This is a genomic window from Streptomyces sp. NPDC048254 (assembly GCF_043201895.1).
GTDB lineage: Bacteria > Actinomycetota > Actinomycetes > Streptomycetales > Streptomycetaceae > Streptomyces.
This window is the reverse complement of sequence record NZ_JBICZJ010000006.1, coordinates 60,441-79,839: the sequence shown is the minus strand read 5'-3', so window position 1 is coordinate 79,839 and position 19,399 is coordinate 60,441. Positions and strand designations below refer to the sequence as shown.

The 19,399-nt window shown below is 71.1% G+C and carries 12 protein-coding genes; 9 read left to right on the top strand and 3 right to left on the bottom strand.

Translation table 11 applies throughout. From position 1 onward, the window contains the following. Window positions 1-15 precede the first annotated feature (15 nt). From ACGFZQ_RS18390 to ACGFZQ_RS18380, 3 genes are all read left to right on the top strand, one after another. Window positions 16-1,443 carry an NAD(P)/FAD-dependent oxidoreductase gene (locus ACGFZQ_RS18390; protein WP_393841250.1) on the top strand — a complete coding sequence of 476 codons (1,428 nt, stop codon included), beginning with the start codon at window positions 16-18 and terminating at the stop codon, window positions 1,441-1,443. 127 nt (window positions 1,444-1,570) lie between these two features. Beyond that, window positions 1,571-2,014 carry a hypothetical protein gene (locus ACGFZQ_RS18385; protein WP_393841249.1) on the top strand — a complete coding sequence of 148 codons (444 nt, stop codon included), beginning with the start codon at window positions 1,571-1,573 and terminating at the stop codon, window positions 2,012-2,014. Window positions 2,015-2,210: 196 nt separating this feature from the next. Continuing rightward, complete coding sequence (locus ACGFZQ_RS18380) at window positions 2,211-3,986, top strand: chitinase (RefSeq protein ID WP_393841248.1); 1,776 nt, start codon at window positions 2,211-2,213, stop codon at window positions 3,984-3,986. On the opposite strand, the gene ACGFZQ_RS18375 is transcribed toward ACGFZQ_RS18380, so the two are convergent. Next, window positions 3,925-4,812, bottom strand: a complete 888-nt coding sequence (locus ACGFZQ_RS18375; RefSeq protein ID WP_393841247.1) for a phosphatase PAP2 family protein — start codon at window positions 4,810-4,812, stop codon at window positions 3,925-3,927. The genes ACGFZQ_RS18380 and ACGFZQ_RS18375 overlap by 62 nt on opposite strands. Before the next feature lie 192 nt (window positions 4,813-5,004). Further along, complete coding sequence (gene gabT / locus ACGFZQ_RS18370) at window positions 5,005-6,339, bottom strand: 4-aminobutyrate--2-oxoglutarate transaminase (RefSeq protein WP_351747574.1); 1,335 nt, start codon at window positions 6,337-6,339, stop codon at window positions 5,005-5,007. Between the two features lie 307 nt (window positions 6,340-6,646). Here gabT and ACGFZQ_RS18365 point away from each other — a divergent pair, with 307 nt between their 5' ends. From ACGFZQ_RS18365 to ACGFZQ_RS18355, 3 genes are all read left to right on the top strand, one after another. Then, window positions 6,647-8,794 (top strand): ATP-binding protein, encoded by a 2,148-nt coding sequence (locus ACGFZQ_RS18365; protein WP_393841246.1) that lies wholly within the window; start codon window positions 6,647-6,649, stop codon window positions 8,792-8,794. Window positions 8,795-8,938: 144 nt separating this feature from the next. Continuing rightward, window positions 8,939-10,504, top strand: coding sequence for a PucR family transcriptional regulator (locus ACGFZQ_RS18360; protein ID WP_393841245.1), 1,566 nt, complete (start codon window positions 8,939-8,941; stop codon window positions 10,502-10,504). A 176-nt stretch (window positions 10,505-10,680) separates the two neighbouring features. Continuing rightward, window positions 10,681-12,129: an aldehyde dehydrogenase family protein gene (locus ACGFZQ_RS18355; RefSeq protein WP_393841244.1), complete on the top strand. Its 1,449-nt coding sequence runs from the start codon at window positions 10,681-10,683 to the stop codon at window positions 12,127-12,129. Window positions 12,130-12,344: 215 nt separating this feature from the next. On the opposite strand, the gene ACGFZQ_RS18350 is transcribed toward ACGFZQ_RS18355, so the two are convergent. Continuing rightward, window positions 12,345-15,200, bottom strand: coding sequence for a glycoside hydrolase family 3 C-terminal domain-containing protein (locus ACGFZQ_RS18350; RefSeq protein WP_393841243.1), 2,856 nt, complete (start codon window positions 15,198-15,200; stop codon window positions 12,345-12,347). 365 nt (window positions 15,201-15,565) lie between these two features. Here ACGFZQ_RS18350 and ACGFZQ_RS18345 point away from each other — a divergent pair, with 365 nt between their 5' ends. The 3 genes from ACGFZQ_RS18345 to ACGFZQ_RS18335 are packed head-to-tail and all read left to right on the top strand — an operon-like array spanning window position 15,566 to window position 19,275. Next, window positions 15,566-17,266: an extracellular solute-binding protein gene (locus ACGFZQ_RS18345; protein ID WP_393841242.1), complete on the top strand. Its 1,701-nt coding sequence runs from the start codon at window positions 15,566-15,568 to the stop codon at window positions 17,264-17,266. A gap of 27 nt (window positions 17,267-17,293) precedes the next feature. After that, window positions 17,294-18,340 carry an ABC transporter permease subunit gene (locus ACGFZQ_RS18340; protein ID WP_351747566.1) on the top strand — a complete coding sequence of 349 codons (1,047 nt, stop codon included), beginning with the start codon at window positions 17,294-17,296 and terminating at the stop codon, window positions 18,338-18,340. Continuing rightward, the gene (locus tag ACGFZQ_RS18335; protein WP_351747564.1) at window positions 18,337-19,275 is read left to right on the top strand and encodes a carbohydrate ABC transporter permease; all 939 of its coding nucleotides are present in this window, start codon (window positions 18,337-18,339) and stop codon (window positions 19,273-19,275) included. The genes ACGFZQ_RS18340 and ACGFZQ_RS18335 overlap by 4 nt, the downstream gene beginning before the upstream one ends. Window positions 19,276-19,399 lie beyond the last annotated feature (124 nt).

The following is a 19,399-nucleotide window of genomic DNA, read 5'->3' as shown; positions in this document are numbered from 1 at the left end:
AGGGAGTTGAAAATCATGGCCCCAAGCGCCATGAGCCGTCAGGCAGATTGGACCAAGTCTCTTTCTGAAGCACAGCCGGTTCCGTACTGGCTCGAAGACCCCGGCAAGCCCCACCCCGAGCCCGCGCTGACCGGCGCCGACACCTGCGACCTGCTGGTCATCGGCGGCGGATACAGCGGACTGTGGACCGCGCTCAACGCCAAGGAGCGCGACCCCGGGCGCGAGGTGGTCCTGCTGGAAGGCCGCGAGGTGGGCTGGGCCGCCTCCGGCCGCAACGGCGGCTTCTGCGCCGCCTCCCTCACCCACGGACTGCCCAACGGGCTCGCCCGCTGGCCCGGTGAGATCCACCGCCTGGAGGAGCTGGGCCGGCGCAACCTCGACGAGATCGAGGCCGCCGTCGCCCGGCACGGCATCGACTGCGAGTTCGAGCGCACCGGCGAGATCGACGTGGCCACCGAGCCCTACCAGGCCTGGGAACTGCGCGACTGGTACCGGGAGCTGGAGCGGAAGGGCCTCGCGGACGGCATCGAGTTCCTCGACACCGACGCGCTGCGCGAGCAGGTGAACTCGCCCACCTTCGAGGCCGGGCTGTGGGACCGCCGGGGCGTGGCCATGATCAACCCGGCCAAGCTCGCCTGGGGCCTCAAGCAGGCCTGCCTCGCCCTCGGCGTCCGGGTGTACGAGCACACACCCGCCGTCGAACTGAAGGCGTACGGCGCCGGCATGGCCGTACGCACCCCGTACGGCTCGGTCCGGGCCCGGCGGGTCGCGCTCGGCACCAACATCTTCCCGAACCTGCTCAAGCGGGTCCGCGCCTACACCGTCCCGGTCTACGACTACGCCCTGATGACCGAGCCGCTCAGCGCCGAGCAGCTCGGCGCGATCGGCTGGAAGAACCGGCAGGGCCTCGGCGACTCGGCCAACCAGTTCCACTACTTCCGCCTGTCGGCCGACAACCGGATCCTCTGGGGCGGCTACGACGCCATCCACCACTACGGCGGCCGGGTCCGGGCCGAGTACGACCACCGCCCGGAGACCTACGCCAAGCTCGCCGGGCACTTCTTCACCTGCTTCCCGCAGCTGGAGGGCGTCCGCTTCACCCACGCGTGGGGCGGCGCGATCGACACCTGCTCCCGCTTCTCGGCGTTCTTCGGCACCGCCCACCAGGGTCGGGTGGCGTACGCGGCCGGGTACACCGGCCTCGGCGTCGGCGCGACCCGGTTCGGCGCCGACGTGATGCTGGACCTGCTGGCCGGCGAGGAGACCGAGCGCACCCGCTTGGAGATGGTCCGCAAGAAGCCGCTGCCGTTCCCGCCCGAGCCGTTCGCCTGGACCGGCATCGCCCTCACCAAGTGGTCGCTGGCCCGCGCCGACGCCCACGGAGGCCGCCGCAACCTGTGGCTCAGGGCGATGGACCGGATGGGACTGGGCTTCGACAGCTGACCCGTTCGCGTGTGTGATCCAGCTCACTTCAACGGGGTGGTGAAACCCGCGTAATGCCCCTGGAAGACCTCCCTCTCTCCTCGTGACGCGACGCCCGCGTCGACGAGTGGGACTGGGAGGTCTTCTGATGACTGGGGCGAAGACGGCGGTCGAATGGCTGGCATCCGTCGCACCTGACCCCGAGGCGTGCCGCTGGGAATGGGAGCGCAACCCTCTGGGGATCGCGCTGCTGCCCGCCGGCAAGGCCTGGGACGTACTGATCCTGCCGGGCGAGCTCGGCTACCCCACGCTCGACGTGCTCACCCGCGTCCTCGACCAACCAGGGCCCGTCCTGGTCGACTTCGGGGACAGTCGGGTGGGCTTCTTCGTGCCGCCCGGCACGGCCGCGCGGTGGCTCGGCACCGGGATCCGCACGGCGGGCGCCGGCACCTGGATCGTCGTGCCGTATCCGGGGCGGTCGACTCAGGGGGTGCGGTGGCTGGTGGCGCCGGACGGGTCGGGGACGCTGACGGATCCGGCGCTGCTGGAGCTGGCGATGCACGAGGCTGCCGCCGGCTTGGCCGATGACTAGACGCCGTTCGCGTCAGGGGCGGAGGTCGGCTGCGGCTGCGTTGTGGCTGGTCGCGCAGTTCCCCGCGCCCCTACGGGGCGCTGTGCCGTAGGTCTTGACAAGTGGATTGGTCTGGACCAAATTGAGCGCGACTCCACCTCCTCCAATTCCCCCACCACCGGAGGCACTTGTGGTTCGTGCGAGACCTGTCCTCACCATGCTCACGGCCGGGCTGCTGGCCGTGTCCGGTATCACCGCGCTCTCGTCGGCCGCCCGTGCGGCCGACGCGGATCTCGCCGTCAACGGCGGGTTCGAGTCCGGCCTCTCCGGCTGGACCTGCACGGCGGGCAGCGGTACGACGGTCGGCTCACCCGTGCACGGCGGAAGTTCCGCGCTGCAGGCGACCCCGGCCGGCAGCGACAACGCCCAGTGCGCGCAGACGGTGACCGTACAGCCCAACGCGCAGTACACGCTGTCCGGTTACGTCCGCGGCTCCTACGTCTACCTCGGCGCGAGCGGCACCGGCAGCACCGACGTCTCCACCTGGACCCAGTCCGCCCCCGACTGGCAGAAACTCACGACCACCTTCACCACCGGCGCCTCGACGACCAAGGTCACCATCTACACCCACGGCTGGTACGGCACCGGCGCCTACTACGCGGACGACATCTCCCTCGTCGGCCCCGGCGGCGCCACGGGCCAGCCGCCCGCCGCCCCGACCGGACTGAAGACCGGCACGGTCACCTCCTCCAGCGTGGGTCTGTCCTGGACGGCGGTCACCGGCGCCACGAGCTACGCGATCTACCGGAACGGGGCGAAGGTCCAGGCGGCGACCGGGACGTCGGCCACGGTCAGCGGTCTCACGCCCGCCACCGCCTACAGCTTCCAGGTCACCGCCGTGAACGACGCCGGCGAGTCCGCGAAGTCCGCCGCCGTCACGGCCACCACCACCGCCGGTTCCTCCGGAGGCTCCGGCGACCTGCCCACCCACGCCCTGGTCGGCTACCTGCACGCCTCCTTCGCCAACGGCTCCGGCTACACCCGGCTCGCCGACGTCCCCGACAGCTGGGACGTCATCGACCTGGCCTTCGGCGAGCCGACGTCGGCCACCTCCGGGGACATCCGCTTCAACCGCTGCCCGGTCACCGAGTGCCCGAACGTCGAGAGCGACGCCGACTTCAAGGCGGCGATCAAGGCCAAGCAGGCGGCCGGCAAGAAGGTGCTGATATCGATCGGCGGCGCCAACGGCCAGGTCCAGCTGACCACGACCGCCGCCCGGGACGCCTTCGTCTCCTCCGTCTCGAACATCATCGACACCTACGGCCTGGACGGCCTCGACATCGACTTCGAGGGCCACTCGCTGTCCCTGAACGCGAGCGACACGGACTTCAGGAACCCGACGACCCCGGTGGTCGTCAACCTCATCTCCGCGCTGAAGACGCTGAAGGCCAAGTACGGGGCGAAGTTCGTGCTCTCCATGGCGCCCGAGACCTTCTTCGTGCAGATGGGCTACCAGTTCTACGGCACCGGCAAGTTCGGCGGCCAGGACCCGCGCTGCGGGGCGTACCTCCCGGTCATCTACGCCCTGCGCGACGACCTGACCCTGCTGCACGTCCAGGACTACAACTCGGGCCCGATCATGGGCCTCGACAACCAGTACCACTCCATGGGCGGCGCCGACTTCCACATCGCCATGACCGACATGCTGCTCACCGGCTTCCCGGTGGCGGGCGACGCCGACAACGTCTTCCCGCCGCTGCGCCCGGACCAGATCGCGATCGGCATGCCGGCCTCGACCAACGCCGGCAACGGCTACGTCGCCCCGGCCGAGGTCACCAAGACCCTGGACTGCCTGACGAAGAAGACGAACTGCGGCTCGTACGCGACCCACGGCACCTGGCCGGCCATGCGCGGCCTGATGACCTGGTCGGTCAACTGGGACCGGTACTCGAACTGGGAGTTCCAGAAGACCTTCGACGCGTACTTCGGCTGAGCAGCAGCCACAGTGCCGTCAGCAGGACCGTGCACAGGCACCAGCTGGCCGCCACGTCCAGCGGCCAGTGGTAGCCGCGCCGGACCAGACCGTAGGAGACGGCGAGGACCAGGGCCGCGCAGACGGTGACGACGGTGCGGCGGGCGGTGCCGGAGCGGAGCCAGGGGAGGAGGAGCAGGGCCGCGGAGCCGTAGGCGATCGCCGCCGTCGCCGTATGGCCGGAGGGGAAGTAGCCGACCGCCGGGGGCACCACCGGGGTCCCCGGACGGGCGGTCCAGTCCTTGACCGGCACGATGATCGCCGGGACCAGGGCCATCAGGGCGGCGGCAGCGGCGGGCGGCAGCCACCAGCGGTCTGTACCACTGGCACGGCCGCGCCGGACGACGTATCCGATGACGAGCACCAGGACCGGAACCGCGACCTGCACGTTCCCGAGGTCGGAGAGCAGCTCGGAGAACCGGTCCGGGTGGACGAGTGCGCTGCTCAGGCGGCTGTCCAGGCGGAGCAGGGGGCCATGGGCCACGACCTGCCAGGTGATCAGCGCGAAGAGAAGGGCCGGAAGGACCACGAGCCCCAGGAGTCCCGCGAGGGGAAAGCGAAGGAAGGAGGTCGGCCGCCCCGGAACAGGGGGGGTGGTTCCGAGGCGGCCGTCCGGATCGGAACGCCGCGCGCCCCGGGGGGTTTGGGGCGAGCGACCGTCCGATCGGTGAGGAGATCCGGAGCCGGAGGCCCCGGTTGTGTGCGCGAGGGCACGACCAGGTCGAAGCTGGGGAGGCCCCGGCCTGAAGTCGCCCACAGTCCCCTGTGAGCGAGGTGTATCTCTCATCTGCTGAGAACCTACGGCAGAGTGCGGTGCGGCGACAGGCGGAATCGCGTCCCGTCATCCACCTCGCACACCTTCTTCACACGGCCTGACGGGGGCCGCCCCAGCCCCCCACATCACGCCAGGTGGGAGGGGTGGGGCGGCGGTGGCACACGGGTTCGAGACCTTGTGAGCGGGCCAGGAGAACCCTGTGGCTCAGATCCGGGCGAAGGCCTGCTCGATGATGTCGAGCCCCTCGTTGAGCAGGTCCTCGCCGATGACCAGCGGCGGCAGGAAGCGCAGCACGTTGCCGTAGGTGCCACAGGTCAGGACCAGCAGGCCCTCCTGGTGGCAGGCCTTGGCGAGGGCGGCGGTCGCCTCCGGGTTCGGCTCCTTGGTCGTACGGTCCTTGACCAGCTCGATGGCGATCATCGCGCCGCGGCCCCGCACGTCGCCGATGACGTCGAACTTCTCGGCCATGGCGGACAGCCGCGGCTTCATGACCGCCTCGATCGCCTTCGCCTTGGCGTTGAGGTCCAGCTCCTTCATGGTCTCGATGGCACCGAGCGCACCGGCGCACGCGACCGGGTTGCCGCCGTAGGTCCCGCCGAGGCCGCCGGAGTGCGCGGCGTCCATGATCTCGGCGCGACCCGTGACGGCGGCCAGCGGCAGACCGCCGGCGATGCCCTTGGCGGTGGTGATCAGGTCCGGGACGATCCCCTCGTCCTCACAGGCGAACCACTGACCCGTACGGCAGAACCCGGACTGGATCTCGTCGGCGACGAACACGATCCCGTTGTCCTTGGCGAACTGGCTGATCGCGGGCAGGAAGCCCTTGGCGGGCTCGATGAAGCCGCCCTCGCCGAGCACCGGCTCGATGATGATCGCGGCCACGTTGTCCGCGCCGATCTGCTTGTTGATCATGTCGATGGCCTGGGCGGAGGCCTCGGCGCCGGCGTTCTGGGGGCCGGTGAGCCAGCGGTAGCCGTACGCCACCGGCACCCGGTACACCTCGGGCGCGAACGGCCCGAAGCCGTGCTTGTACGGCATGTTCTTCGCGGTCAGCGCCATGGTGAGGTTGGTCCGCCCGTGGTAGCCGTGGTCGAACACGACGACGGCCTGCCGCTTGGTGTAGGCGCGGGCGATCTTCACGGCGTTCTCGACGGCCTCGGCGCCGGAGTTGAACAGCGCGGACTTCTTGGCGTGGTCGCCGGGCGTCAGCTCGGCCAGCGCCTCCGCGACGGCCACATAGCCCTCGTACGGGGTGACCATGAAACAGGTGTGGGTGAAGTCGGCCAGCTGGGCGGCGGCCCGGCGTACGACGGCCTCGGCGGAGGCGCCCACGCTGGTCACCGCGATACCGGAACCGAAGTCGATCAGACGGTTGCCGTCGACGTCCTCGATGATGCCGCCGCCCGCGCGGGCGGTGAACACCGGCAGCACGGAACCGACACCCTGCGCGACCGCGGCGGTACGGCGGGCCTGCAGCTCCTGCGACTTGGGGCCGGGGATGGCGGTGACGACGCGGCGCTCCTGCGGAAGTGCGGTCATGGGGGCTCCCTGATCAATCGTGCGTTCCGGGGCGCTGTGCGTGTCCGGCGGCCCCGGGGCGGCTCCGGCGGTGCGTATCCGGACGCTCTCCTTCTTTCTTCGCAGGCTAGGTCCGGCTGTGGGAGGTGGGCATGCTCCATGTGGGTGTTGTCCGGGGGTGGCGTTGTCCGTGGTGGACATACTGTGCTGGGCGGCGGTGGGACCCGGCTGACGGTTCCTCGGCCGTGTAAGCGGTGAACTCCCCTGGGTAGGGCGTTAGATTGACTCGCTGACGGTGGACGGAACGGCTGGTCAGGGGGAAAGGGCGATGGACAGCGACAGGACGCGGGACACACAGGGCACGCACACGAATCCTGTACCGCGTCCGGCGGGGCCGCAGGACGCGGGCGCGGTACCGCCGCGTCCGGAGGCACCACCGGCGGTGCCTCCGCTGCCGGACGGCTCGGCCTTCCTGAGCTGGCTGCGGGCGCCGAGGCCGGAGGCCGCGCCCGGGGTGTGGCGGTTCCGGTACACACCCAGGCCCGAGGAGGAGCCCGAGCGGATCCCGGCCCGGCAACTGCTGAGCGGCGCGCTGATCGCGTTCCTGGTCGGCTGGCTGGTGTGGTCGCTGCTGTGGAACGGCTATCTGGGCGGCTGGTGGGTGGTGCCCCTGGAACTGTTCACCCCGGACTCCTGGCGACACAGCGACGACCGCGTCGGCAACGCCGTCCTCTGGTACAGCTACTACACGCTCATCGCCGTGGCGATCATGCTCGTGGTCGGCCGGCTGGGCCGTTGGGGCGAGGTCTGGCGCCGCTACGGCCCGCGCGCCTGGACCCAGGCCGCCGGCGCCCCCGCCACCGAACGGCCCCCCGCCCCCGAGCAGGACCCCGCCCAGTGGCCCCACCTCCGCGCCGCCGGGGCGAACGACGCCGCTGACCGGCTCGCCGCCGAGGCGCGGGCCGGACTGATGGGGGACGTGGACCAGGCCCGGATCGCCCGGGCCTGGCAGGGCGTGCGCAGCGGCCGGCACAGCATGGCGTCGTTCTCCGCCGCCGTGGTCAAGGACGGCGCCGCCGCCTGCCTGCACCCCTCCGGGGAACGCGACCTGCCCGCCCGGCACGCCCGGCACGACCTGGTCACCGGCCAGGTGCGGCTCGGTACGACGGCCGACGACCCCCGCAACCCCTACCTCTACCGCGGCACCGGCCTCGCCGTCGGCCCCGACCTGCTCGGCACCTCCCTGCTCGCCGTCGGCCCGGCCGGCTCCGGCAAGACCGGCGCGCTGGTGCGCCCGCTCGCCGAGTCGCTCTGCCTGCACGCGCTCGCCGGCCGCGCCTCCGTGGTCGTCGTCGGCGCGGCCGGCGCCGGACTCGGGCCCGCCGACTCCTACGACGTCGTCGTCCGCATCGCCCACCCCGAGTCCGTCTACGACCTCGACCTGTACGGCGGCACCACCGACCCCGACGAGGCCGCCGCCATAATCGCCGAGGCCCTCGTCGGCGACCTCGCCGACCCGCACCCCGGCAGCGACAGCCGCCGCTCCACCACCGTCCTCGCCCAGCTGCTCGGCCCGTTCAAAGCGGTCCACGGCCGCTTCCCCTCCGTACCCGAACTCCGCCAGCTCCTCGACGGCGCCCCCGGCCCGGTGGCCGCGCTCCGCAAGGCGCTGTCGGCCACAGGGCACGAGTCGCTGCTGCGCGAACTCGACGCCCGGGAACGGCAGATGGGGCAACCGGGGGACGTGGGCGCGGTGCTCGCCGACCGTATCGCTCTCCTCGACCGTCCGGCCTTCGCCGGGTTCTTCGACACCTCCGGCCAGTCCCGCCCCTTCTCCCTCAAGGCCCTCGACCACCCGGTCCGGGTCCGTATCGACCTGCCCGAGCGCGGCCACGCGGACGCCTCCCGCATCCTGGCCCGGCTGGTGCTCGCCCAGTTCACGGCGAGCGTGACGGTACGGGACGACCGTTCGCTCTTCGCCTGCCTGCTCCTGGACGACGCGACGGGTGTGGTGACGCCGGAGGCGGTACGCGCCGTCCAGCGTCTGCGGTCGGCCAACGCGGGCGTCGCGCTGACCCTGCGCACCCTGGACGACGTACCCCGCCCCCTGCGCGGGCCGCTGCTGGGCGCCACCGGCTGCCGGATGGCCTTCGCCGGACTCACCCCCTGGGACGGCCAGGACTTCGCCGAGGTCTGGGGCAAGGAGTGGACCGAGGCCCGGGACGTCACCGACCGCCAGATCATCGCGGAGACCCCGGCGGGCAAGGCGCTGCACGTCGTACGGCGGGTCATCACCGGCAAGGCGCCCACGGCCCGCGCGGTCACCGTCCGGCAGGTGGAGCGCGAGCGCTGGTCGGCCTCCGAGCTCGCCCACGGCGTGCCGGCGGGCCATGCGGTCCTCTCCCTGACGACCGTCAAGGGCGAGCACGCGCCACCGCTGCTGGTGGACCTCAGGGGCGGCGCCGGCCGGGTTTGAACACGGAGTCACACGCGACCGTACAGTGAGGCAGAATCGAGAGAGGCCGTTCATACGAGACGGCCAAAGGCCCGCTGCCCCTGTGCACCTCCTCCTGTGCACGTCCTCACGTGTTCACGACCGAAGAGAAGATCTGACGGCCCGATGCCACCCACGCTCGCCTCGCTCGTCCACCATTCCGCGCTCAAACTGACGGTGCGCGCGGGCGAGGACCGCCTCGACGTGCCCGTGCGCTGGGCCCATGTCAGCGAACTCGCCGATCCCGTGCCGTACATGGAGGGCGGGGAGCTCCTCCTGATCACCGCGCTGAAGCTGGACGCGGACGATCCGCAGGCGATGCGACGGTATGTGAAACGCCTGGTGGGAGCGGGTGTGGTGGGTCTGGGCTTCGCCGTCGGGGTCAACTACGAGGAGATCCCCAAGGCCCTGGTCGACGCGGCCGAGCAGGAGGACCTGCCCCTGCTGGAGGTGCCGCGCCGCACCCCCTTCCTCGCCATCAGCAAGGCCGTGTCGGCGGCGATCGCGGCCGACCAGTACCGGGCGGTGACGGCGGGCTTCGCCGCCCAGCGCGAACTGACCAGGCAGGCCCTGAACGCCGGTCCCGAGGGCCTGCTGGCCGCACTCGCCGCGCAGGTCAACGGCTGGGCGGCGCTGTACGACGCCTCGGGCGCGGTCGTCGCCACGGCACCGGAGTGGGCGGGCCGCCGGGCGGCCCGGCTGACGGCCGAGGTGGAACGGCTGCGGGAGCGCCCGGCGCCGGCCTCGTCGGTGGTGGGCGGCCCGGACAACGAGGACCGGGTGGAGCTGCACTCGCTCGGCACCGGCCGCAGGCCCCGGGCGGCCCTCGCGGTCGGCACCGCGGCGGCCCTCGGCACCGCCGAGCGGTACGCCGTCCACTCGGCCATCGCCCTGCTCACGCTCACGACGGAACGCTCCCGTTCGCTGCACGCGGCCGAGCAGCGGGTGGGCGCGGCGGTCCTGCGCATGCTGCTCGCCGGGCAGCCGGACCATGCCCGGGGGGTCGCCGGGGATCTGTACGGCGGGCTTCTCGACGCACCCTTCCGGATGATCGTCGCCGATGCGGGCGCCGAGCTGCTCGCCGGTCTCGCGGAGGCGGTCGAGTCGGCCGCGGCGCGCGCCGGGGAGGCGGTGCTGGTGGTGCCGGAGGGGGAGCGGCTGGTGGTGCTGGCCGCGGACGGGGGCGCGGCGGTGGCGGCCTGCGTCGACCACGCGGCGGCGCGCGAGGCCGTCCGGGCCGCCGCGGAGCAGGGTGCCGCCGAGGACGACGACCTGGTCGTGGGGATGTCCGCCCCGTCCGGTCCGATCGGTGCGGCGGCCGCCTACAAGCAGGCCGAGCAGGCCCTGTCGGTGGCCCGGCGGCGGGGCCGGGTGCTGGTCGAGCACGAGCAGCTGGCCGCCGGTTCGGTCCTGCCCCTGCTGGCCGACGACGCGGTGAAGGCGTTCGCGGACGGTCTGCTGCGCGCGCTGTACGAGCATGACGCGACGGGCCGCGGTGACCTGGTGGCCTCCCTGCGGGCCTGGCTGTCCCGGCACGGCCAGTGGGACGCGGCGGCGGCCGACCTGGGCGTGCACCGGCATACGCTGAGGTACCGGATGCGCAGGGTCGAGGAGATCCTGGGCCGTTCCCTGGACGACCCGGACGCCCGGATGGAGCTGTGGCTGGCCCTGAAGGCGACCTCGGCGGACTGACCACCGCCGGGGAACTCGGAGGACCGGAGAACGCGGCCCGCGCGCCCCTGCCAAAGAGGCGCACCCCCGTTCCCCACCACTACACCCCGGACAAGCGCCGCTTCTCCCTCCCGCGCCTACGGTGGACCTTGGAAGCCAAGAAACATCCCCACACACGCGGAAGGGCCGGGACTCTCATGACCGCCACCCACGCCTTCTGGCTCGCCGGCCGTCAGGTCACCGGCGAGGACACCTTCGACGTCACCAGCCCCTGGGACGGGCGCCTCGTCGGCAAGGTCGGCGTGCCGACCGACGCGCAGGTCGAGGAAGCCGTCGCCGCCGCGTACGCCGTACGGGACGAGTTCGCCGCCACCCCGGCGCACATACGCGCCGCCGCCCTCGACCACGTCAGCCGGCGCCTCGTCGAGCGCACCGAGGAGATAGCCCAGCTGATCTCCGCCGAGAACGGCAAGCCGATCAAGTGGGCGCGCGGCGAGGTCGGCCGTGCCGTCTCCGTGTTCCGGTTCGCCGCCGAGGAGGCCCGGCGCTTCAACGGCGGCGAGGCCCAGCGGCTCGACACCGACCTCGGCGGCCAGGGCCGGCTCGCGCTGACCCGCCGTTTCCCGAAGGGCGTCGTCCTCGGCATCGCACCCTTCAACTTCCCGCTCAACCTCTGCGCCCACAAGATCGCACCGGCCATCGCCGCCGGCGTGCCGATCATCCTCAAGCCGGCGCCCGCCACCCCCCTCTCCGGCCTGATCATCGGCGAGCTGCTCGCCGAGACCGAGGGCCTCCCGGCCGGCTCCTGGTCGATCCTCACGGTCGCCAACGACAAGATGGCCGCCCTCGTCCAGGACGAGCGCCTCCCGGTCATCTCCTTCACCGGTTCCGAGAAGGTCGGCTACTCGATCATGGACTCGGTGCCCCGCAAGCACTGCACCCTGGAGCTGGGCGGCAACGGCGCCGCCGTCGTCCTCGGCGACTACGCGAGCGACGCCGACCTCGACTGGGCCGCCACCCGCATCGCCACCTTCTCCAACTACCAGGGCGGCCAGTCCTGCATCTCCGTGCAGCGGGTCATCGCCGACGCGTCCGTGTACGACCGGCTGCTCCCGCGTATCGTCGCCGCCGTCGAGGCCCAGGTCACCGGTGACCCCGCCGACGGCAGGACCGACGTCGGCCCGCTGGTCAGCGAGGCCGCCGCGGAGCGCGTCGAGGCATGGGTGAAGGAGGCCGTGGAGGCCGGCGCCACCCTGGTCACCGGCGGCGACCGCGACGGCGCCAGCTTCGCGCCGACCGTCCTCACCGAGGTCCCGGCGGACACCACCATCTCCTGCGAGGAGGTCTTCGGACCCGTCCTCACCGTGCAGAAGGTGTACGGCGAGGCCGAGGCCTTCGCCGCCGCCAACGACTCCAAGTACGGCCTCCAGGCGGGCGTCTTCACCCACGACCTGCAGACAGCCTTCCGCGCCCACCGCGCCCTTGAGGTGGGCGGGGTCGTCGTCGGCGACGTCCCGTCCTACCGCGCCGACCAGATGCCGTACGGCGGCGCCAAGCAGTCCGGCGTCGGCCGCGAGGGCGTCAAGTTCGCGATGGACGACTACACCTACGAGCGAGTCCTGGTCCTCACCGGCCTCGCCCTCTGACCTGCCACGGACAGGACACCACGGCCGGAGCCCGCTGTGCGGGGGCTCCGGCCGTCGGTGTGCTGCGGACCCGGTCACCGGGGCAAGCCTTCTTGTCAATGGGAACCATTTTCAGATACGGTCTCCCGTGACGCTCGTCGTCGTCCCCTCGAAGGGGTCCGGCACCGATGCCTTCCGGTGCCGGACCCCTTCTCGGCGCCGGCCGCTCCGGACCCTCAACCGGAGAAGCCGACGTGCGCGAGCCGCAGCGGGCCGCGCAGTCTCAGGCGGACGTCGTGCACGCCCTCGGCGACGATGCCGGCGGTGAGCGACGTGTACGCGTACGGGCCCGGCGTCGGCTCGGTGAGCGTCAGCACCGCCAGCGGCGGGCCGCCGTCCAGGGACAGTTCCAGCGAGCCGGCGCCTGACACCCGCGCGGTCACCTCCGTCACCCCCTGGCCGAAGTCGCAGTCCCGGTAGACGAGTTCACCGAGGCCGTCGCCCTTCGGCGTGACCGCGTCGCCCACCGCCTTCGTACGGTCCACGATCGCGATGCCCGACTGCTCGTCGAAGTCGGCCGCCTCCAGGCCGCGTTCGGCGGCGACATCACGCGGTACCGCCTGCTCGCCGTCCAGGATCACCGTCGTACGCAGCCGGATGTCCTCGCTGGACGCGCCGGCCAGGACCTCGTACGGCCCCTGCTCCACGCGCCAGCCGGCCCGTGCCACGTCCCAGAACGCGAAGGCGGAGAGCGGGACTTCGAAGGTCAGCCCGGTCCGTGCACCGGGGGCGAGGGTGATCCTGCGGTGGGCCAGGAGTTCGCGGCGCGGGCGCACCGACGACGGCTCGACAGCCCGGGAGTACAGCTGGGCCACCTCGTCCGCCGTCACGTCACCGGTGTTGGTGACCGTGAAGGACACGCGGACCGTCCCGTCCGCCACCTCGGTGACCAGGTCGGCGTAGGAGAAGGACGCGTACGACAGGCCGTGGCCGAACGGGAAGAGCGGGGTGCCCTCGAAGTAGAGGTACGTCTGGCGGGCGCCCAGCACGTCGTAGTCGAGCAGGTCGGGGAGGTCGGCGTCGGAGGCGTACCAGGTCTGCGGGAGGCGGCCCGCGGGGGAGACGTCACCGGCCAGCACGCGGGCCAGCGCGGTGCCGGCCGCCTGGCCGCCGTGCGCCGTCCACAGGACCGCCGGGAGGCGGGCCACGTCCACCGCGTAGGGGTAGGCCGACGTCAGGGCCAGGACCGTCCGCGGGTTCGCGGACCGGGCCGCCCGCAGCAGGCGCTCCTGGTGCGGGGGCAGGGCCAGGGTCGTACGGTCCTCGGTCTCACGGCCGTTGATGTGCGGGTCGTTGCCCGCGACGACCAGGACCGCGTCGGCCGCGGCTGCCACCCTGGCGACGGCCTCCGCACCCCGCTCGACGATGATCAACTCGAAGATCGACGCGTTCTCGGCGGCAACCTTCACGCCGTCGGCGGCGACAGAGACGTGGCGACCCGTGCCGAGATGCCGGAGGAGGTGACCGTTCTCATGGGGTTCCAGGCGGAACGTCTCCTGGACGACCCAGCCGCCGGGCTGGTCGGCGGAGGCGCGGACCCGGCCGTCGTCGGCGACCGAGAGATAGCGGCCGTCGGGGGCGCGGAGCGTCAGCACGCCTTCGCCCCAGTCGACGAGCGCGAGTTCGGTGCCCGTCGGGTCGGTCGTCAGCGGGGGCAGGTCGGTACGGCCCGCCAGCAGCGCCGGGTCCAGGGCGCCCGTCGCGCCGCGCGTCTCGTCGGCGGCCTCGGGGGCGGGCGGTACGTGCAGGAAGGTGCCGTCCGCGAGCCTCAGCCGGACCCGGTCCACGCCCTCCGTGAACTCCACCCGCTCCGCGCCGAACCGTTCGTACAGGCCCTCCAGCGGGGTGGAGCGGTGCAGCAGCGTGCCGCTGTACCAGTCGAGCTTGCACTCGTCGGCGAGCAGGCCGACCACCGCGATCCGGGTGTCGGGCGCGAGCGGCAGCAGGTCGCCGTCGTTCTTGAGCAGGACGACCGCCTGTTCCGCCGCCTCCTGGGCGAGGGCGCGGTGCGCGGGGGTGTCGAAGTCGGACGTGTGCGGGTGCGGGTCGGCGTGTGGATCGTTGTGTGGATCGAACTCGCCGAGGCGGAAGCGGACCGAGAGCTGGCGGCGCACCGCCGAGTCGATGTCGGCCTCCGTCAACAGGCCCTGAGCCAAGGCCCCGTTGATCCGCGCGACGATCACCGAACCGTCCGTCCCGTGGTCGGTGAAGCTGTCGACACCGGCGAGCAGGGCGGCCGCGGTGGCCTCCTCGTGCGTGTCGAAGTAGTGCTCGTGGTCGACCAGGTTGCTGGGCGCGCCGGCGTCCGAGCAGACCAGCAGATCCTCCGCCGTCCAGCTGCGCAACTGCTCGCGCAGGTACGGGGAGACGTGGTTGGGGCGGCCGTTGACCAGGTTGTACGCCGGCATCACCCCGGCCACCGCGCCCGCCCGCACGGTCTCCTCGAAGGCGCGCAGGTCGTACTCGTGCAGCACCCGCGGGCGGACCGAGGAGGAGGAAGTGGCGCGGTCCGTCTCGTTGTTGTGGGCCAGCCAGTGCTTGAGGACGGGCGCGGTGCGCCAGTACACCGGGTGGTCGCCGCGCAGGCCGCGGGTGTAGGCGGTGGCGATGGCGGAGGTGAGCTTCGGGTCCTCGGAGTAGCCCTCCTCGTTGCGGCCCCAGAGCGGGTGGCGCAGCAGATTCACCGTCGGCGCCCAGACGTTCAGGCCCACGCGGTCGTCGCGGGCGCGCATCGCCCGGACCTCCCGGGACACGGCCTCGCCGACCCGTCGTACGAGATCGGTGTTCCAGGTCGCGCCGAGGCCGACCGCCTGCGGGAACACCGTGGCCGGGCCCATCCAGGCGACCCCGTGCAGGGCCTCCTGGCCGGTGCGGAAGGCGGCGATGCCCAGGCGTGGCACGGCGGGGGCGAACTGGTGCAGGAAGGAGACCTTCTCGTCCAGGGTGAGCCGCGCCAGCAGGTCGTCGATGCGCTTCGCGAACGGCAGGTGCGCATCGCGGAAAGGCGGCGTAGGCGGCGTTTGAGCGGTCACGTGCGGTTCCCCTTGCGATGGAGCGGCGAGGCGCTTTCGAAGCGCTTCGATGCTCATTCGACGCACCGTCGGGTGTCAAGAGACGCTCACCGAAATTTCAAGCAGCACATACGAAGAGGTCGTCCCTGTCAGCTCGGAGGAATCTTGGGAGCGACCCTTGTGCACCCCCGGGTGTTCACTTAACCTCGCAGCAACATCGAAGCGCTTCGACTAGCCGACCAGCCGACTCACCGGTCCGCCCCAGGGACCACATGACAGCGGTCGACCGTGGTCGGGGGATCGCTTCAGCTCAGCCAGTTCCACTCGAGACACCGCAGCCGACGGCCACCGCCGGGTGTCCTGGTGCGCCATGAAGGGTTGACGCAATGACGCCGAACGCCGCTTCCCCCTCCTCTGGTCCTTCCGGTCCGAGCCGGAGAAGCTTCCTCGCCTCCACGGCGGTCGCCGCCGCAGCGGTGGCGGGGGGCACGCCGCTGCTCGCCGCCTGCGGGGCGTCGGACAGCGGGTCGGGCGGGGGTTCCTCCTCGGGCAAGGACGCGACGAAGCTGCTGCCGTCCTACGTCGCCAACAACGTGGTGGCCCCGGACATCCCGGCGAAGAACGGCTCGGCGATCGGCTTCACCAGCAAGCTCGACCTGGCGACCCTGAAGACCTCGGTCCCGACGAAGCTCGGCAAGGGCGGCAAGGTCACCGTCATGTCGCCGTTCTGGGGCTCCCCGCCCAAGCAGGACAACGCCTACTACAAGGCGATGAACGCCCTGATCGGCGTCGACGTCGAGTGGCAGAACCAGGACGGCAACACCTACGACCAGAAACTCGGCGCGGTCCTCGCCTCCAGCGACGTACCGGACGTCGTGGTCGTCCCGAACTGGAACATGGGCGGCAAGATACCCACCGCCATCATCAGCAAGTTCGCCGACCTCGGCCCGTATCTGTCGGGCGACAAGGTCAAGGACTACCCGAACCTGGCCGCCATCCCGACCGACGCCTGGCGGCGCTGCATCTTCGGCGGCAAGCTGCGCGGACTGCCGATGCCGTCCTCGTACGTCACCAACATCGTGCCCTTCTACCGCAAGGACATCTTCGACAAGGAGGGCTACGAGGTCCCGCGCTCGGCGGACGAGTTCCTCTCCCTGGCCAAGGAGATCACCAACGCCAAGGCCAAGCGCTGGGCCTGCATGGACATGAAGTGGACCGCCTGGCAGATGTTCGGCGTCCTCTCCGGCAGCGAGAAGCCGCTCGGCTGGAACCTCGTCGACGGCAAGCTGATCAACCGCATCGAGACCGACGAGTACCTCGAAGCACTGGAGTGGGCCCGCAAGCTCTTCGCCGCCGGTGTCGTGCACCCCGACGCCAAGCTGGGCAAGAACGCCCCCGACCCGGGCCCCAAGTTCGCGGCCGGCGAGTTCCTGATCTACGCCCAGGACATCAGCCAGTGGTGGAGCCGCACCGCCGAACAGGCCACCCAGAACCCGGACTACAAGATCTGGGGCATGGACGTCTACGCCCACGACGGCGGCGACCCGCAGGTCTGGGCCGAACAGCCGGCCGGCATCTTCGCCTTCATCAACAAGAAGGCCTCGGAGTCCGTCATCCACGACGTGCTGGCCGTCGCCAACGTCACCGCCGCGCCGTACGGCACCAAGGAGTACATGGCCACCAACTACGGCGTCGAGGGCACCCACTACACCGTCAAGAACGGCGTGCCCACCAAGACCACCCAGGGCAACAACGAGGTCCTCAACGCCTACGTCATGGTCGCGAGTCCCGCCGCCACCATCGCCCACCCCGACTTCCCCGACGTCGCCAAGGCGCAGGTCGAATGGCAGCAGCGGATGGGCTCCTTCACCAGGAAGTCCAGCTTCTTCGGCCAGATGATCACCGAGCCGTCCCGCTACACCAACCTCATGAACGACTTCGAGACGTTGGAGGACGACATCACCCGCGGCCGCAAGAAGATCAGCGACATGCAGCAGGCCGTCTCCGACTGGAAGAGCAAGGGCGGCGACCAGCTGCGCGACTGGTACAAGAAGCTGCTCGACGACAACGGCTCGTCGGCGAGCTGACCCGGCACCGAGGCAAGGAGAACGGCCGTGTCCCACAGCACGGTGCCTCGCAGCAGGGCCGAGGCAGACGACAGCGCGGGGCGGACTCCGGTGGCGTCCGGCGGCGCCACCGGCACTCGCGGGAAGAACGGGAAGAAGGGGACCGGGAAGCTGAGCCTGCGCCTCAGATTCAGACGCGACCGCGCGCTGATCCTGATGACGCTGCCGGCGGTCCTGCTGATCCTGGTCTTCAACTACCTGCCGATCCTGGGCAACATCGTCGCCTTCCAGGACTACGACCCGTACGTCAGCGACAACGGCATCGTCTCCATGCTGCACAGCCCCTGGGTGGGCTTCGAGAACTTCCAGCGGATCTTCGCCGACTCGGCGTTCTGGGACGCGGTGAAGAACACGCTGGTGCTGTTCTCCCTGCAGCTCGTGCTGTTCTTCCCGATCCCGATCGCACTCGCGCTGCTCATCAACAGCGTGGTCCGGCCCCGGGTACGGGCGATCTCCCAGGCGGTCCTGTACCTCCCGCACTTCTTCTCCTGGGTGCTGGTCATCTCCGTCTTCCAGCAGATCTTCGGTGGCGCGGGTCTGCTGTCGCAGCTGCTGAGGCAACACGGCTACGACGGCCTCGACATCATGACCGACCCGTCGACCTTCAAGTTCCTGGTCACGGCGGAGGGCGTCTGGAAGGACGCGGGCTGGGGGATCATCGTCTTCCTGGCCGCGCTGGCCTCCGTGAGCCCGGACCTCTACGAGGCGGCGGCGATGGACGGGGCCGGCCGCTGGCGCCGCATCTGGCATGTCACGCTGCCCGCCCTGCGGCCGGTGATCGCCCTGCTGCTGGTGCTGCGCGTGGGCGACGCGCTGACCGTCGGCTTCGAACAGATCCTGCTCCAACGCGACGCGGTCGGCCCAGGAGCCGCCGAAGTCCTCGACACCTTCGTCTGGTGGAACGGCGTCCGCAACCAGGACTTCGGGTACGCGGCCGCCGCCGGTCTGATCAAGGGCGTGGTCAGCCTCGGCCTGGTCCTCGCCGCGAACAAAGTGGCCCATCTCATGGGCGAGCAGGGGGTGTACAAGAAGTGACCGCCGTCATCGACAAGCCTCCCGTACGGGAACCCTCCCGATGGGCCGCCCCACCCCGTCCGTCATGGGAGGAGGAGCCCGGCAGGGCGGGCCTGGCCGGCAAGGGTCTCGTGCTCGCCCTCGCCTGCCTTGGCATCCTCTTCCCCTTGTGGATCATCGTCGTGACCAGCCTCTCCTCGCGGAAGACGATCGACGAGGCCGGCGGACTGGTGATGGTGCCCAAGGGCATCACCTTCATCGCGTACAAGGAGCTGCTGAGCGGCGGCCAGGTCACCCGGGCCACGATCATCAGCATCCTGATCACCGTCGTCGGCACGCTGTTCTCGATGGCCGTGTCGGTGCTGTGCGCGTACGGCCTCTCGCGCATCGGCTCCCTGGGCCACCGCTGGTTCCTGATGCTGCTGCTGGCGACCATGTTCTTCAGCGCGGGCCTGATCCCGACGTACCTCCTGGTCCAGTCCCTGGGCCTGACCGACAGCTACCTCGCCCTGATCCTCCCGAGCGCGGTGAGCGTCTTCAACATCCTCGTCCTGCGCGGGTTCTTCATGGGCATCTCGCAGGAGCTGATCGACAGCGCGCACATCGACGGCGCCGGCGACTTCCGGATCCTGTGGCAGATCGTCATGCCGCTGTCCCGTGCGGTGCTCGCCGTGATCACCCTCTTCTACGCGGTCGGGTACTGGAGCGCGTGGTTCAACGCGTCCCTTTATCTCAACGACCAGGACAAGATGCCGCTGCAGAACGTCATGATCCAGCTGGTGCAGAAGCAGGAAGCCCCGGTGGGGCTGGGGCAGGCGATCAAGACGGGGCAGCTGTCGGGGCTCGCGGTGCAGATGGCGGTGATGGTGATGGCGCTGCTGCCGGTGGCGGTGCTTTCGCCGTTCGTCCAGAAGCACTTCAAGAAGGGGATGCTGACGGGGGCGGTGAAGGGGTAGCCGACTTCGCCCAATGACGGGGGTGGCGGGGAGCGTCGGCGGCTGCGGGTGGTTCGCGGCCGGTCGCGCAGTTCCCCGCGCCCCTGACGGGGCGCTTCCCAGCTGCGTCCTTCATAGCTGCGGA